Source organism: Chryseobacterium sp. sg2396 (assembly GCF_042610505.1).
GTDB lineage: Bacteria > Bacteroidota > Bacteroidia > Flavobacteriales > Weeksellaceae > Chryseobacterium.
Window position 1 is genome coordinate 1 of the sequence record NZ_JBHGAQ010000015.1, and the last position, 14,859, is coordinate 14,859.

The 14,859-nt window shown below is 41.5% G+C and carries 14 protein-coding genes; 9 read left to right on the forward strand and 5 right to left on the reverse strand.

The genetic code is table 11. From position 1 onward, the window contains the following. Positions 1-206 precede the first annotated feature (206 nt). Positions 207-692: a DUF1573 domain-containing protein gene (locus ACED20_RS15325; RefSeq protein ID WP_294225392.1), complete on the reverse strand. Its 486-nt coding sequence runs from the start codon at positions 690-692 to the stop codon at positions 207-209. A 127-nt stretch (positions 693-819) separates the two neighbouring features. Here ACED20_RS15325 and ACED20_RS15330 point away from each other — a divergent pair, with 127 nt between their 5' ends. The 7 genes from ACED20_RS15330 (at position 820) to ACED20_RS15360 (ending at position 7,970) form a co-directional block, all read left to right on the forward strand. Then, positions 820-3,435 carry a valine--tRNA ligase gene (locus ACED20_RS15330; protein WP_378105556.1) on the forward strand — a complete coding sequence of 872 codons (2,616 nt, stop codon included), beginning with the start codon at positions 820-822 and terminating at the stop codon, positions 3,433-3,435. 19 nt (positions 3,436-3,454) lie between these two features. After that, the gene (locus ACED20_RS15335; protein ID WP_378105559.1) at positions 3,455-4,072 is read left to right on the forward strand and encodes a hypothetical protein; all 618 of its coding nucleotides are present in this window, start codon (positions 3,455-3,457) and stop codon (positions 4,070-4,072) included. An 86-nt stretch (positions 4,073-4,158) separates the two neighbouring features. Then, positions 4,159-4,794: a DUF4241 domain-containing protein gene (locus tag ACED20_RS15340; RefSeq protein ID WP_294238834.1), complete on the forward strand. Its 636-nt coding sequence runs from the start codon at positions 4,159-4,161 to the stop codon at positions 4,792-4,794. Positions 4,795-4,877: 83 nt separating this feature from the next. After that, a complete protein-coding gene (locus tag ACED20_RS15345) occupies positions 4,878-5,765 on the forward strand; it encodes a ribokinase (RefSeq protein ID WP_294238831.1) in 888 nt (295 codons plus the stop codon). An 86-nt stretch (positions 5,766-5,851) separates the two neighbouring features. Continuing rightward, positions 5,852-6,700, forward strand: coding sequence for an alpha/beta fold hydrolase (locus ACED20_RS15350; RefSeq protein WP_378105561.1), 849 nt, complete (start codon positions 5,852-5,854; stop codon positions 6,698-6,700). Next, complete coding sequence (locus ACED20_RS15355) at positions 6,693-7,337, forward strand: HD domain-containing protein (RefSeq protein ID WP_345766404.1); 645 nt, start codon at positions 6,693-6,695, stop codon at positions 7,335-7,337. The genes ACED20_RS15350 and ACED20_RS15355 overlap by 8 nt, the downstream gene beginning before the upstream one ends. A gap of 39 nt (positions 7,338-7,376) precedes the next feature. Further along, the gene (locus ACED20_RS15360) at positions 7,377-7,970 is read left to right on the forward strand and encodes a hypothetical protein (protein ID WP_294231033.1); all 594 of its coding nucleotides are present in this window, start codon (positions 7,377-7,379) and stop codon (positions 7,968-7,970) included. A 59-nt stretch (positions 7,971-8,029) separates the two neighbouring features. Here ACED20_RS15360 and ACED20_RS15365 read toward each other — a convergent pair whose 3' ends face one another. The 4 genes from ACED20_RS15365 to ACED20_RS15380 all read right to left on the reverse strand — a co-directional run bounded on the left by ACED20_RS15365 (position 8,030) and on the right by ACED20_RS15380 (position 12,272). Then, complete coding sequence (locus tag ACED20_RS15365) at positions 8,030-8,260, reverse strand: hypothetical protein (protein ID WP_294200465.1); 231 nt, start codon at positions 8,258-8,260, stop codon at positions 8,030-8,032. Positions 8,261-8,451: 191 nt separating this feature from the next. Further along, the gene (locus tag ACED20_RS15370; protein WP_345766402.1) at positions 8,452-9,342 is read right to left on the reverse strand and encodes a DUF72 domain-containing protein; all 891 of its coding nucleotides are present in this window, start codon (positions 9,340-9,342) and stop codon (positions 8,452-8,454) included. Positions 9,343-9,488: 146 nt separating this feature from the next. Beyond that, complete coding sequence (locus ACED20_RS15375; protein ID WP_294200468.1) at positions 9,489-11,147, reverse strand: ribonucleoside-diphosphate reductase subunit alpha; 1,659 nt, start codon at positions 11,145-11,147, stop codon at positions 9,489-9,491. A gap of 150 nt (positions 11,148-11,297) precedes the next feature. Next, positions 11,298-12,272: a ribonucleotide-diphosphate reductase subunit beta gene (locus tag ACED20_RS15380; RefSeq protein ID WP_294200469.1), complete on the reverse strand. Its 975-nt coding sequence runs from the start codon at positions 12,270-12,272 to the stop codon at positions 11,298-11,300. 426 nt (positions 12,273-12,698) lie between these two features. On the opposite strand from ACED20_RS15380, the gene ACED20_RS15385 reads away from it, so the two are divergent. Continuing rightward, positions 12,699-13,388 (forward strand): ABC transporter ATP-binding protein, encoded by a 690-nt coding sequence (locus tag ACED20_RS15385; protein WP_294200470.1) that lies wholly within the window; start codon positions 12,699-12,701, stop codon positions 13,386-13,388. A gap of 106 nt (positions 13,389-13,494) precedes the next feature. Then, positions 13,495-14,724: an ABC transporter permease gene (locus ACED20_RS15390; protein ID WP_294200471.1), complete on the forward strand. Its 1,230-nt coding sequence runs from the start codon at positions 13,495-13,497 to the stop codon at positions 14,722-14,724. The last annotated feature ends 135 nt before the right edge of the window (positions 14,725-14,859 follow it).

Here is a 14,859-nt window from a genome sequence, read left to right on the forward strand (position 1 = left end):
TAGACTATTGTATATACATAATTGGTATAATTTATACTTGTTATAAATAAATCACTTTTTGTAGAATAAAAGTAAGTGGTATTTAATTATTAATTAATATTTTAGGCTAAAACCATTACGATTATGTTATTTTTAATAATTAATTTGTAACAATAAAAAAACCGCCTCTTTAGGAGACGGTTTCTTTATTTTGAGTAGAAATATAACTATTTTGCAGCAGCTTTGGCAGCTTTTTTTGCAGCTTTAGCGGCAGCCTTAGCTTCAGCTTTCTCAGCTTTTTCCTTAGCCTTTAGCTCTTCAGGCGTTAATGGCTTTGGTTCAGGAGCATTCGGATCTACGTTTCCTTTGATGTAGATTACACTTCTGCTGTTCACAGGGTCGTTGGAGAATACTTCGATCATCTTGTTGAAACCACCGTTGATTCCTGTATTATATCCTACCTTGATTTTAGCAGATTTTTTCGGCATAATCGGATCCTGGCTGAATTCCGGAGTCGTACATCCGCAAGATGCCTTTACATTTGAAAGGATCAGAGGCTTATCACCGGTATTGGTTACGGTGAAAAATCTGATACCATCTGAATTTGGCTTTACCGTACCGTAATCGTACGTAGTCTTGTCAAATGTAATCGTTTGTGCAGATGCAAGAGCGAATGTTCCGAATAATGCAATTCCTGCGATTAATTTTTTCATATTCTTGAATGTTAAATATGTTGTTAGATAAATTTCGGTAACAAAGTTAAAAATTATTTTAATTCATACTTAAAATTTTTTTTCTTTAGACTATTTTTGCAAATTGTAAAGTAAAGAAACAGAATTTATGCAGATTTCAGAAAAGTACAATCCACAGGAAACAGAACAAAAGTGGTACAATTACTGGTTGGAAAACAAATACTTCCATTCAGAACCGAATGATAAGCCGCCGTACACTGTTGTAATCCCTCCGCCGAACGTAACGGGGATTTTGCACATGGGGCACATGCTTAACAATACCATTCAGGATGTTCTGGTCCGTCGTGCGAGAATGCAGGGCTTCAATGCCTGCTGGGTGCCGGGAACAGATCACGCTTCCATTGCTACGGAAGCGAAAGTCGTTGCCAAACTGAAATCAGAAGGGGTCAGCAAGTCTGATATCACCCGAGAAGAATTCCTGAAGCATGCCTGGGACTGGACCGATAAATACGGCGGAACCATCCTGGAGCAGCTGAAAAAGCTGGGCTGTTCGTGTGATTGGGACAGAACCCGTTTCACTATGGAACCGAAGCTCTCCCAACAGGTGATCAAATCTTTTGTGGATCTCTATAACAAAGGACTGATCTACCGCGGGTACCGAATGGTAAACTGGGATCCTGAAGCCAAGACCAATATTTCCGATGAAGAAGTAATCTTCAAGGAACAGAACGGAAAATTATATTTCCTGAAATATGCCGTTGAAGGTTCGGAGGAATTCCTCTCGGTAGCTACTACGCGTCCTGAAACCATTTTTGGCGATACAGCGATCTGTATCAACCCGAATGATGAAAGATATGCCCACCTGAAAGGTAAAAAAGTAATCGTGCCGATCGTCAACAGGGTAATTCCGATTATCGAAGACGAATATGTGGATATCGAATTCGGGACAGGAGCTTTGAAAATTACTCCGGCACACGACGTAAATGACTACGAAATCGGGCAGAAGCATAGTCTGCCGATGATTGATGCGCTGGATGACGATGGAAACCTGAATGATCACGGATTACACTACGCCGGAAAAAACAGGTTCGAGGTAAGAAAGCAGATCGCGAAGGAGCTGCAAGAAAAAGATCTGTTGCTTAAAGCGGAAGACTATGTAAATAAAGTGGGAACGTCCGAAAGAACCGGTGCGGTAATCGAACCTAAAGTTTCGGTTCAGTGGTTCCTTAAAATGTCTGAAATTGCAAAGCCGGCCCTGGATGTTGTAATGGATGATGAGGTGAAATTCTATCCTGAAAAGTTTAAGAATACCTATAAATACTGGATGGAAAACATCCGCGACTGGAACATTTCCCGCCAGCTTTGGTGGGGACAGCAAATTCCTGCGTTTTATTATGGTGATGGCGAAAATGATTTCGTAGTAGCTGAAACCATAGAAGAAGCATTGGAATTGGCAAAACAAAAAACCAATAACGATCAGCTGACTGCCGGAAACCTTGAACAGGATGAAGATGCGTTGGATACCTGGTTCTCTTCATGGCTGTGGCCGATGTCGGTTTTTGACGGACTGCTTGATCCTGAAAATAAGGACATCAATTACTATTATCCTACCTCTGATCTGGTAACCGGTCCGGATATTATTTTCTTCTGGGTAGCCCGGATGATCATGGCCGGCTTGGAATACAGAAAGGAAGTTCCGTTCAAAAATGTTTATTTTACGGGTATTGTAAGGGATAAGCAGCGAAGAAAGATGTCAAAATCGCTGGGAAACTCTCCGGATCCGCTGGAACTGATGGATAAATACGGAGCAGATGGCGTTCGTGTAGGAATTTTATTAAGTTCTGCAGCCGGAAACGATCTCCTTTTTGATGAAGATCTTATGCTGCAGGGAAGAAACTTTATGTCTAAGATCTGGAGTGCATTCCGTTTGATCAATATGTGGAATCATGAAGATAAACCGGCAAACGCGGCAGAAATCCAGGCTATCGAATGGTTTGAAAATAAATTGAATAAAACAATTGCTGACATTAATGATCAGTTTGATAAATTCAGGATTTCCGATGCCTTGCATTTAATCTATAAGCTGATCTGGGATGATTTCTGCTCCTGGTATCTTGAAGCCATCAAGCCAAATTTCGGGGAAGGGATTTCCAGAGAAGTTTACAATAAAACAGTAGAACTTTTTGAAGAATTAATGAAGCTGCTTCATCCGTTTATGCCTTTCTTAACGGAGGAATTATGGCAGACGATTTCAGAGAGAAATATTGATGAGGCTCTAATTATCGCGCAGCAGAAAAAAGCGGAAGCATTCGATGAAACCATTATTAAAAACTTTGAAACAGCATCGGAACTGATTTCCGGTGTAAGAAACTACCGCCAGACCAAAGGGATTTCCCCAAGAGAAGCGGCTGAAATTTATACAAGTGCAACAGAGTTTACCAATGAAGCAGTTATCCGTAAACTGGCAAATGTTTCGGAAATTCATTTTGCAACAAAAACGGATAAACCGAGCTTTACCTTCCTGATAGGGGCCACGGAAATTTCAATTCCACTAAGTGAAAATTTAGACTTGGAAGAAGAAAAGAAAAAGACCGAAGAAGAACTGAAATATTTAAAAGGTTTCCTGATCTCCGTGGACAAAAAGCTTTCCAACGAAAAGTTTGTGGCCAATGCAAAGCCCGAAATCGTAGAAGTGGAGCGTAAAAAACAGAAAGATGCAATGGATAAGATTGCGATCCTTGAAGAAAAGCTGAAAAGCCTTTAATTATAAAGCTTAGCATAACATGAAAGACGACGACAGAGGTATTTTCACACTGGATAGTGATACCGTCGCTTCCAATCCGGGAAGAGTGAGGATCATGCCTTTCGTACTGATGAGGCACATGCGCAAATCAGTTTTGCTGTTAATCCCTCTGTTGGTTTCATTGGTTTTTGTTTTTCAGGTTTCTCTGCTGTGGGGAGCACTTCCTTCTATAATCTTTTTCGTGATAAATTATTTATATTGGAGAAGAAAACAGGAGCATTTTGCTTTTGGGGATTCCAATGGCGGTATCGTGGTTTCGGAAAATCCTAAGCTGGTTGCCGTAGCAGCCAATCTCTCAAAAGGTTTTGCCGGAAATTATCCGGTGGTAAAAATCATTCCCTACAAAGGAAAAGGCCGGCTGAACGATAGGATCGGAACCATAGCCCTTTACGAGGGGACTTCAAGCTGTACCCCACATTGGAGCGATTTTTTTCCGGTTCCTGTGGAATATGTGAATAATAACAAAGCGGAATTAAATGCTGTTTTACTTTCCTATTCCGAAGAAAGTTGGGAAGTTTTGGAAAGCAGGCTGAAGCAGATTGCCCAGCCCTATAAAGAAGGTCTGTTTAAAATTTCCACAGAAAACAGCAGTTGGTAACAGCTTTTAGTTCATATGTTGCCGGAAATTAAAACCTGTATCCAAAATAACCGTCATTTCAGATGACGAAGATTAATTAAATTAAAATGACACATATAGAAAATATAAAAAAACTCTTCTCTAAAAACTTCGTAGAAAACCCTTTGCTGGAAAGCTTCGAAGTGGGTAAAATTTATCTGTCCAGCGGGAAGCTTGTAGCCTGTGATCCGGTAATTACAAACGATATGCTCCCGTTTACCACGAAATTCCCAAAAGGAGATTTTTCTGTTTTACTGCATAAAGAGCGGGAAAGCAACTGTGTGGCGTACGCCGAAATCATTTTCAGCAATGAAGAGGTGGCAGACTGGAAACTGGCCGTAACGGAAGGACAGAATGTAAAAGACCTTGCAGAAGGAGAAGTTTTCGGATATCCTGTGGAAAGCGGGATGGGATGCTTTATGGATGCAGATACCCAGAACAGCCTGAATGATCTGGAGCAGAGACTTTACCGAAGTAAAGGCGTAGACTTTATGGGGATTTATGAAGAATTTTTCCATGAATATTTTTTTGATGAAAACGGAGCCATCGATCAGTTTGCTTTCTTAAAACCTTCAGAACAGCATCCTGGAACCATTTTTGCGTTTGAAACAGGATATGGTGAAGGATTTTACGCAAGCTATATTGCCTATGATCAGAATAATTCACCGGTAAAAATCGTTAATGAATTTATCGAAATTAGTTAATAAAAGTTAATTATTTTGACCCACAGCTGCGGGATGATAAATTTGTTATAACCACTCAATAATATAAGTTAATATAAAACACAATGAATTTTGCCTCAGAACAGCCGAAAATCATCGTCGTAGGAAGCTCTTCGATAGATCTTATTTTAGAAACTGAAAAAGTTCCCTGCCAGAATGAAACGGTAATGGCCTATAATTCCGAAAGCTTTTTCGGAGGAAAAGGTTCCAACCAGGCCGTTGCTGCCGCTAGGCTGGGAGCAAGTGTATACTTCGTAGGTTGTGTAGGGATGGATCCTCTTGGCCAGCAGATCATGAGAAACATGGTGAATGAAGGCGTAAATGTCGGGTTTGTCTTTGAAACCGACCAGGAAGCTACAGGAACGGCTTATGTGACTACGTCAGAAGGAAACTCTGCTATTGTGGTGGTTCCTGCGGCCAACAATTATTTAAGCATTGAACATGTGGAAGCTGCCGACAAATATTTTCATACGGCAGACCTTGTCCTTCTTCAGCTGGAAGTTTCCATGAGAGTTGTTGAATATACCATACGAAAAGCCAGAAAGTATAATAAACAAGTAGGATTATATGCTTCCCCGGCACAGCATTTAAGCACTGAAATTCTTGACAATGTAGATTTTATCGTTGTGAAAAGTACTGAGCTCCACATCGTTTTCGGTGAAGAGCGGCGGGAAGAAATCCTGAAAAAATATTTTAATAAAGTTTTCGTGAGAGACGACATCAATTCCACGGTTTATTTTGACGGTACCGAAATGAAATATTGCAGGAATGACAAGGATAAAACCGTTTATAAAATGGGTATGGGGGACGCTTTTACGGCAGGATTCGCAATCGCTTTATGCCATAAAAACCCTATCGAAGACTGTGTGAAATTCGGAAACGAAGTGTCTGCCAGGGTTTCTTCTAAAAAAGGTTCACAAACCGGGCTTCCGAGAGTTTCAGATTTCCTTTAAACTATTTGTTGCATATCGAAAGACATGGCAAAGCCTAAAAATAAAAGTTAAAAATTCCATTTTTATAATGGAATTTTTTTTTACCTATGAAAGAGCTTCGCCTTTTAACGTCTGATCAGTTTTCCATCACTGCCCATCTTTTTATACCTGAAACCGGCAATAGCAAATTGCTGCTGATTAATTCGGCGACAGGTGTGAAGCAGCAGCTGTATTTTTCATTTGCCAGCTATTTTTCAGAACAGGGATTTACCGTAATTACGTATGATTATCGCGGGATAGGTCTTTCCAAGCCTTCCCGTATGAAAGGTTTCCAAGCTTCCATGAGAATTTGGGGCTCGGCAGATTATAAAACACTTACAGATTATATAGAAACACATTTTAAGGATCACCAAAAATATTGTCTGGGCCATTCTGTAGGAGCGTTGATTCTGGGTATGAATGAAGATTCTGAAATATTTGACAAATTCGTTTTCGTGGGGACACAGAATGCTTTCATCGGGAATTTAAGGTTCAGGACAAAGATTGAAGCCCTTCTGGGATTCGGCATTGTTCAGCCTGTAACCACCGGATTGCTGGGATATTTTCCCGCAAATTGGTTTGGACTCGGAGAAAGTCTCCCTAAAAATTGCGCATCTGACTGGAGAACCTTAATTTTAAACAGAAAATCAACCAACCGGCTGCTGGAAAAAACGGCTGATTATGCTAAAGAGCTGACGCAGAAAGTTTTGGTGATCCGGGCGGAAGACGATGTATGGTTAACAGAAAAAGGGATAAAAAGTCTGCTGAACGATACGTATCCGAACCTAAGACCGACCTACAGATTGGTTGGAACTTCAGAATCTGAACAGGGAGAAATAGGCCATGTTAATTTTTTCAGAAGCTACAATAAAAACCTTTGGGACATTATTTTAAAAGAATTGATTATAGATGAATAAGCTGATTGAAAACACGATAGAGTTTGTAAAAGAAAAATTGGAAGGCGCAGAAGCCGGACACGACTGGTTTCACATCGAAAGGGTATGGAAACTGTCTGACAAAATTGCCGAAGCTGAAACCTGCAGCCGGGAAATCGTGGAGCTGGCTGCCCTGCTGCACGATATTGCCGATCCTAAGTTTCATAATGGGGATGAAACCATTGCGCTAAAAGTATCGAGAGAATTTCTTGAGCGTCAGAATGTCGATGAAAAAACTATTGAACAGGTGCTGTTCATCATTAAAAATATTTCATTTAAAAACAGGGGCGATGTTCCGAAAGATCTTCCCATAGAGCTTAAGATCGTACAGGATGCCGATAGGATCGATGCCATCGGAGCAATTGGTGTGGCGAGAACCTTTAATTTCGGTGGCTTTAAGAACAACCCGATGTATGACCCGAAGGTGGAGCCTAAGCTGAATATGCCCAAAGAAGAATACAAAAAATCGAACGGAACCACCATTAATCATTTCTATGAAAAATTATTGCTGCTGAAAGATCTGATGAATACGGAAAAAGGAAAGGAAATTGCTGCTGAAAGGCACGATTTTATGCTGAAATTCCTGGATCAGTTTTATAAAGAATGGAATGTTGATTAGCTTTCCCGATAAAACTTTTTAAATAAGTATCTTTGCAGCATGGTATTTATGGTCTTGCTTATTTTCTGGGCATCGGTTCTCTCTCTCATTCTTTTTAAGATCAAGAAGGGGAGGGGTGCTGAATGGGCCAAGATTTTCAGGATTCTTACGCTGGTCTTTTCCATTTCTTTTTTCACGTATTGGTTTATCAAAAGAAGTTCGGTAGGAATTGTGCAGGATTCGGTAGCGTTACAGGTTATCAACAAGCTTCCGCAGCCCATCGATTTTTATGTCATTAATCTTAATGATCCTGAAGCCGGAAAAGCTATTGAAACCAAACACATCGGCAATATCCGCTCCGAATATTACAGGATCGAATACCTGAGAATGGATAAATCCGACGAATACTGGATCGTTGGGTACCTTGGGAAAAAGAATCTTGTGTATTTCTCCCAGCATTCCGTTCCGAATAAGAATATTGACCAGATTATCGAAGTCAACAATTATATCAACCAGAGTGTAAAGCTTTCAGAAATTGCCAAAAAACAGGTGGAGGCCTACAACCATGAAAATACAAAGGTCGGCATTTGGGTAACACTGGACTTCCTGCTGCTGTTCCTGAATCTGGTATTGCTTATGAGAAAACGTAAATAAAAAATCCCGGTGCTGTTTTTACAGACCGGGATTATATTTTATCGGGTGAATACTGATATTTAAGGATAATCCAGAATCAGCATAACCGTTTCCTTGAATTCTTCAGGACAATTCTTTATCAGCTTATCCTTATTCTGCTTACTGATCTGTTTGGGTTCGAGCCATTCCGTTTTGTCGGAACTCAGGCTGTTGCTGTCGTATGTTCTTTTTATTTTATTGTCTTCATAAAAAGTATACTCATCGCCCAGCCAGTTATTGGTAATGCTTATCTTGCAAATTTCCTTTTCCATTGTTTTAATAAATAATTTAACATTCATTTTTGGTTTGTCGTATTTTGTAATTTACTAAATATAACAATGTAAACGCAGGATTGTACGGAATTTTTTTTTAAGATAAAAAAGTGAATTATTTTTGTTAAAACTATTCTTTTCTTTATATTTTATTTCACTAATATGCGAATAATTTTAAATAATGCTAATACTTAAAATAAAGTTCCGGTATTTTCTGTAGCCATTTTAGGGATTCGGAGGTCTGTTTTCCAGGTTTCATTCATTTTTTTGATCAGATATGAGGAAAGAAGCGGGGAATCTTTTTCAAGGCCCTGATGAACAAAAAAGTAGATATTTTGCAGTCCTTCTTTCTTCCATAAAGTAAGCCGTTGTACCCATTCTTCGAGACGGGTATAATCTATTTCCGTACCGGCTGCCACGTACCGGATGAAGGTACTCGGCGTGGTAAGCCGCATGTGAAGCATATCCCTTCTGCCGGGCGTATCTACAATAATATTGGTAATACCGTACTTTTCAAATAGCTCACAGACGGTATTGTAAATTTCATCATTGTTGTACCATTCGGCATTTCGCAGTTCGATGGCCAACGGGACTTCTTTCGGCCATTCTTTTACAAACTTTTCAAGCCTGCCGTAATCTTTCGGCTGGTAGTTGTCATGAAGCTGAAGAAAGGCCATACCCAGCTTTTCTTCAAAATTCAGGACGGACGTGGCAAACTGGGTGACCTGGTCTGTTACGTCAATCAGCCTTCTGTAGTGTGAAATTGTACTGGTGATTTTCGGAAAAAATTTAAAATCTGCAGGTGTCTTATCTTTCCAGGTCAGGATCTGTTGCGGAGCCGGCATTCCGTAAAAAGTTCCGTTCAGCTCAATGGAGTTAAACTGGGTGGCGTAGTAGGTCAGTTCATCCTTTGTCCCTTTCGGGTAGAATCCCTTCATATCGGTTTTGTTCCATTTGGCAGCTCCGACGGAAATATTCTCCAGTCCTTTTTTATTTTGGCTCACAATTTCTTTTGTCCGCGGATCATCTTCAGGCAGGGTAAAATCTATTTTTGAAGGATCTTCTACTTTTCCGAATTTCATAATTTACTGTTTTTTAATTAGGTCACTAAAGAAATATAAATAAAACCTGTAGAAAAATTATTTGCTGCTTCATTTATATCCGGTTACAAAAAGGCACGCTAAAAAGCGTGCCGAAGTGAATATGTATTGTTTATTATTTGGGAGTCTTATGCTTCACAAGCCGTGCAGGTAACAAAATTTACCATCATTTCTTTAGAAACAGAAGAACTTCTTTGATAATAAAGGGTTTTTACACCTTTTTTCCAAGCCTCAATATAAAGATAATTTACATCTTTCACCGGCATTGTAGAAGGAATCTGCAGATTCAGAGACTGTGCCTGGTCGATATATTGCTGTCTTTGGGCTGCCTGGGAAATGATCTCCATCGGGGAGATTTCCTTGAAGGTTTTAAATACCGCTTTTTCTTCATCTGTTAGTTCCTTCAAATGTTGTACCGAACCGTGATTCAACATGATGGTTCTCCAGGTTTCTTCGTTGTCAAGCCCTTTTGCTTCAAGCAATTTAGCCAGATACTTATTTTTACGCATGAAGTTTCCTTTCGCAAGCCCCGCTTTGTAATAATTGGATGCAAACGGCTCGATTCCCGGAGAAGTCTGGCCTAAGATCGCAGAACTTGATGTCGTTGGAGCAATTGCCATCGTCGTGGTATTTCTCAGTCCGTATCCTTTTAACAGTTCTGGCTCGCCGTAGATATTGGCCAGTTCTCTGGAAGCCTGTTCCGCCTGTTCTTTAATACGTCTGAAAGCCCTTGCATTGAACTGGGTCGCCTCAAAACTTTCAAAAGGGATCATATTTTTCTGCAGGTAAGAATGGTATCCTAAAACCCCTAACCCTAACGCTCTGTGACGCATTGCGAAGTTTCTTGCCCCCTGAAGGTAATAGTTTCCTTCCGTTTTATCAATAAATTCGGATAATACGGCATCCAGGAAGTAAATGGCCAGTTTTACCGCATCGGTATCTTTCCATTCGTCATACAGTTCCAGGTTCATGGAAGACAGACAGCAGATGAAAGATTCTTCTCTTGTAGAAGGAAGCATGATTTCAGAACACAGGTTACTGGCGTTTACTGTCAGTCCTAGATCTTTGTATACCTGAGGCTTGTTTCTATTGACGTTATCCGTAAAGAAGATATAAGGAAGGCCTTTCTGCTGGCGGCTTTCCAGTACTCTTGCCCAGATTTTACGCTTGTCCATATCGCCGTCAATCATGTCCTGCATCCAGTAATCCGGTACGCAGATTCCCGTAAACAGGTTCTGGATCGGGCTTCCGATATCTTTAATGGATAAAAATTCTTCAATATCCCCGTGATCGATGTCAAGGTAAGCGGCAAAAGCCCCTCTTCTTACACCGCCCTGGGAAACAACATCCATGGCCGTATCAAAAAGTTTCATGAAAGAAACGGCTCCTGAGGATTTCCCGTTGTCCGTTACCGCTGTTCCACGGTTACGGAGTTCCCCGAAATACCCTGAAGTTCCGCCCCCGATCTTCGTCTGCATGATCACTTCCCCCATTTTGTGGGTGATGCCTTCGATGCTGTCCGGAATATGGACGTTGAAGCAGGAAATAGGAAGCCCTCGCTGGGTTCCCATATTGGCCCAGACCGGCGATGAGAAACTGATCCATCCTTTGGTGATCATTTCCTTGAACGCAGGCTGAAGTTCCGGCTTGTATAAGCGCTTTGCCGCCGCAGTCGTGATTCTGTCGATAGCACCGTCTACCGTTTCCCCTTTCAGCAAATAGCCTCTGTTCAGCATTTGCTCAGACTCTTCATTGAGCCACCATATGTTGTTGTTCTGTTCGTCCATAGTTGTTGTATATTTTCGAATTCCCGAACGGTTTTAAGGCTCAGGAATTTTGATTTTATATTATTAAAGTAAATTGTGTGGCAAATGCTTCGACAGGCTCAGCATGACATTGCGGAATAAGAAGTTTTGACAGTGCTAAATTTGTTTTATTTAAAACAAATCATTCGCCGTAATACTCTTATCGTGCTTCGTATAATCTACCGGTCTTTTTGCAAAGAAATCATCCATGGAATTGGCGAAAACTTCTTCCTCGAACCAAACCATCGGCCTGTACTGATCGGCGGTGATGTTGTATCTCGGCTGCATGTTGATTTTCTTCAAGCTGTCATCCACACGGTATTTCATGAAATTCAAAAGGTCTTCTTTAGAAACGTGGTCGATTTCACCCAGTTCGAAGATCCAGCTCAGGATGTCGCCTTCTCTTTCAATGGATTCATCCACTAACGTATAAATGTCTTCGATGTCGCTGTCGGTTAAAAGATCCGGCTGCTCTTCTCTGATTTTGTTGATTAAATAAATTCCGGCGTTGGCATGGATCTGCTCATCTACGGAAGTCCAGGCAATAATGTTGGAAACGTTTTTCATAAATCCTTTAAATCTCGTGAAAGAAAGGATGATGGCAAACTGAGAAAAAAGAGATACGTTTTCTACCAGGATACTGAACAGCAATAAAGCCGAAACATATTCTTTAGGCGTTGCGGAATTGGCATGTCTCAGGGCATTCCCCAAAAACTCGATTCTGCTTTTTACGGCAGGAATTTCCACCACGTTAAGGAACTCGTCGTTATATCCCAGCACTTCAAGCAGTCGGGAATACGCTTCCGAATGACGGAACTCGCATTCTGCGAACGTAGAACCCAAGCCGTTGAATTCCGGCTTCGGAAGGTGGGTGTATAAATTTCCCCAGAAGGTCTTTACAGACACCTCAATCTGTGCGATCGCCAAAAGCGCATTTTTCACAGCATGTTTTTCATGCGGCTCCAGCTGCGAATGAAAATCCTGAACATCTGCAGTAAAATCCACTTCGGAATGTACCCAGAACGATTTGTTGATCGCCTCTACGAACTGAAGCACCTCAGGGTATTCAAATGGCTTGTAACTTACTCTCTTATCAAAAACTCCCATGTTAAAATGTCTTTATATTTAATTAATCGGATCAGTGTGGAAAAGTCCTTCGTGGTAAGCAAGTTTCTGAATGTTAATTTCTTAAAATTGAAAGTTATTCACAATCGAAACCGGTGCTGCTCCCGGACCGTCTAGGTACAAAGTTAGAAAACAAGAACTGTAATTGAAAGGGGAAAACACTAATTCGCTGAGTTTTAACAGTAAAAGTTTTCCACATTTGCACGGAAAGCCTTTAAATATTGACTTACAAACCATTATCGTGGAAAAATAACGCATATTGCGGGTTTCATATTAAACAAAAAAATATAAAATACTATGAATAAAAGGATAATGTGTTAAACATTAATTTATCTAAAGAAATTTCCTCTCGCCGTAACAAATTAAAAAAAGTGCCTACTTATTGGGTATAAAACATAACATCACTTCATGTTACTAATTCAGGATTTACACAAATCGTACGATACGGGAAAAAGCAGGCTGCATGTACTTAAGGGAATCAATCTTAGCATTTCCGAAGGCGAGTTTGTTTCCATCATGGGAAGTTCCGGCTCCGGGAAATCCACGCTGCTGAATATCATCGGTATCCTCGATGAAAAAGATTCCGGGATCTACGAGCTGGATAACGTGCCAATCGAACATTTGTCTGAAGTGAAAGCGGCGGAATACAGAAGCCGGTTTCTGGGATTTATTTTCCAGTCCTTCAACCTGATCGGCTATAAAACAGCTCTGGATAATGTGGCCCTTCCGTTGTATTACCAGAATGTCCCGAGAAAAGAACGTAACCAGAAAGCGATGGAATACCTGGAAAAAGTAGGGCTCGCGCAGTGGGCAAACCACTTACCCAACGAGCTTTCCGGAGGGCAGAAGCAAAGGGTGGCCATTGCCAGGGCACTGATCACCGACCCAAAAGTGGTACTGGCCGATGAACCGACCGGAGCGCTGGACTCCAAAACCACCCACGACATCATGAAGCTTCTTCAGGACATCAACAATGAAGGGAAAACCATCATCGTCGTTACCCACGAGCCCGACGTCGCCGCACAGACCAAAAGAAACGTCGTCCTCCGCGACGGCATTATTGAAAGTGATGAGTTTATTAAACAGCATGTGCTGTAAGGCGGGATGCTGGGTGCTGGGAGAAAGGGGGTTATAATAAATAGAATTAAATCAGCGGAAAGATGGAGACTTCCCTCATCCAGCTTCCCGCTTCAAGCTTAAAAATATGTTTGATCTAGACCGTTGGCAGGAAATATTCAGTTCGATCCGCAGCAATGTTTTGCGGACGGTGCTTTCCGGTTTTACCGTGGCGTTGGGATTATTTATTTTCATTGTCCTTTTCGGAATCGGTTCCGGACTGCAGAACGCCTTTACCCAGGGATTTGCGCGGGATGCCCAGAACCTGATCTCTATTGTGACGGGAAAAACCACCATCGCTTACAACGGACTTCAGTCTGACCGGCAGGTAACCATGAACAACGATGATTACGATTTCCTGGTAAACATTGATAAAGAAAACGTAGGAAGCTCAACGCCGAGATATACCTCGAATTTACTGGTAAAATACGGCAAGGAAAGCGGAAATTATCAGATCAACGGGGCGAAACCTGAAGAACAGGTGATCGAAAACCGTAAAGTACTCGAAGGCCGTTATCTCACCCCGACCGATCTTGAACGGAAACAGAATGTGGCTGTGATTGGTAGGATGGTACAGCGTGACCTGATTAAAAACGGAAGTCCGGTAGGAAAAGAACTGAACATCAACGGAACCATGTTCAAAGTGGTCGGTGTATTCTCGGATGACGGCGGCGACTGGGACGAAAGGCATATTACCGTGCCGATCACTACCCTGCAGCAGATGAAAAAAGGTTCCGATACCGTAAGCATCAATTATATCGCTTACAACGAAAAACTGACGCCGGAACAGGCCATCAAATACGGGGATGAGCTGAAGGATCGGTTAAAAGCCAGAAAAAATGTGGCTCCTGATGATGAAAACGGAGTGCGCGTCTGGAACAATGCCAAGAACATGAACGATACGTTTGCCTTCATGGCTGTGCTTACCGGGATCGTAGGATTTATCGGAATGGGAACCCTGTTGGCGGGAATCATCGGGATCAGCAACATCATGGTCTACATCGTAAAGGAAAGAACCAAAGAAATCGGGGTAAGAAAAGCCATCGGTGCAAAACCGCGGAGCATTGTCGCTCTGATCGTTCAGGAAAGCGTCGTGATCACCGTCATTTCAGGACTGGTAGGGGTCGGACTGGGCGTACTGGCTTTGTATCTCATCGGCAATAACCTGGAGGAATATTTCATCAAAGATCCGAATGTGGGATGGGGGCATATTTTAGCGGCCTTTATCGCATTGGTCTTTTCCGGGCTGATCGCAGGTTTTGTTCCGGCGTACCGGGCCTCAAAAATTAAGCCGATCGAAGCGTTGAGAACAGAATAGTTAAAAGTGAATGGTGAATTTTGCTTCGCAAGTGAATTTTAGATTTATGAAAATTGACCATTGACTCGCAGAAATTGACAAGCGGAGCGGATTAACCCGCAGGAATTAATCATATTAAAAAGATTGACAGTTTAA

Coding starts and splice junctions, on each gene's coding strand:
- ACED20_RS15350 (WP_378105561.1), top strand. CDS start 5,852: ATGAAAGAGCTTCGCCTTTTAACGTCTGATCAGTTTTCCATCACTGCC.
- ACED20_RS15385 (WP_294200470.1), top strand. CDS start 12,699: ATGTTACTAATTCAGGATTTACACAAATCGTACGATACGGGAAAAAGC.
- ACED20_RS15375 (WP_294200468.1), bottom strand. CDS start 11,147: ATGGACGAACAGAACAACAACATATGGTGGCTCAATGAAGAGTCTGAG.
- ACED20_RS15340 (WP_294238834.1), top strand. CDS start 4,159: ATGACACATATAGAAAATATAAAAAAACTCTTCTCTAAAAACTTCGTA.
- ACED20_RS15365 (WP_294200465.1), bottom strand. CDS start 8,260: ATGGAAAAGGAAATTTGCAAGATAAGCATTACCAATAACTGGCTGGGC.
- ACED20_RS15330 (WP_378105556.1), top strand. CDS start 820: ATGCAGATTTCAGAAAAGTACAATCCACAGGAAACAGAACAAAAGTGG.
- ACED20_RS15360 (WP_294231033.1), top strand. CDS start 7,377: ATGGTATTTATGGTCTTGCTTATTTTCTGGGCATCGGTTCTCTCTCTC.
- ACED20_RS15345 (WP_294238831.1), top strand. CDS start 4,878: ATGAATTTTGCCTCAGAACAGCCGAAAATCATCGTCGTAGGAAGCTCT.
- ACED20_RS15355 (WP_345766404.1), top strand. CDS start 6,693: ATGAATAAGCTGATTGAAAACACGATAGAGTTTGTAAAAGAAAAATTG.
- ACED20_RS15335 (WP_378105559.1), top strand. CDS start 3,455: ATGAAAGACGACGACAGAGGTATTTTCACACTGGATAGTGATACCGTC.
- ACED20_RS15370 (WP_345766402.1), bottom strand. CDS start 9,342: ATGAAATTCGGAAAAGTAGAAGATCCTTCAAAAATAGATTTTACCCTG.
- ACED20_RS15390 (WP_294200471.1), top strand. CDS start 13,495: ATGTTTGATCTAGACCGTTGGCAGGAAATATTCAGTTCGATCCGCAGC.
- ACED20_RS15380 (WP_294200469.1), bottom strand. CDS start 12,272: ATGGGAGTTTTTGATAAGAGAGTAAGTTACAAGCCATTTGAATACCCT.
- ACED20_RS15325 (WP_294225392.1), bottom strand. CDS start 692: ATGAAAAAATTAATCGCAGGAATTGCATTATTCGGAACATTCGCTCTT.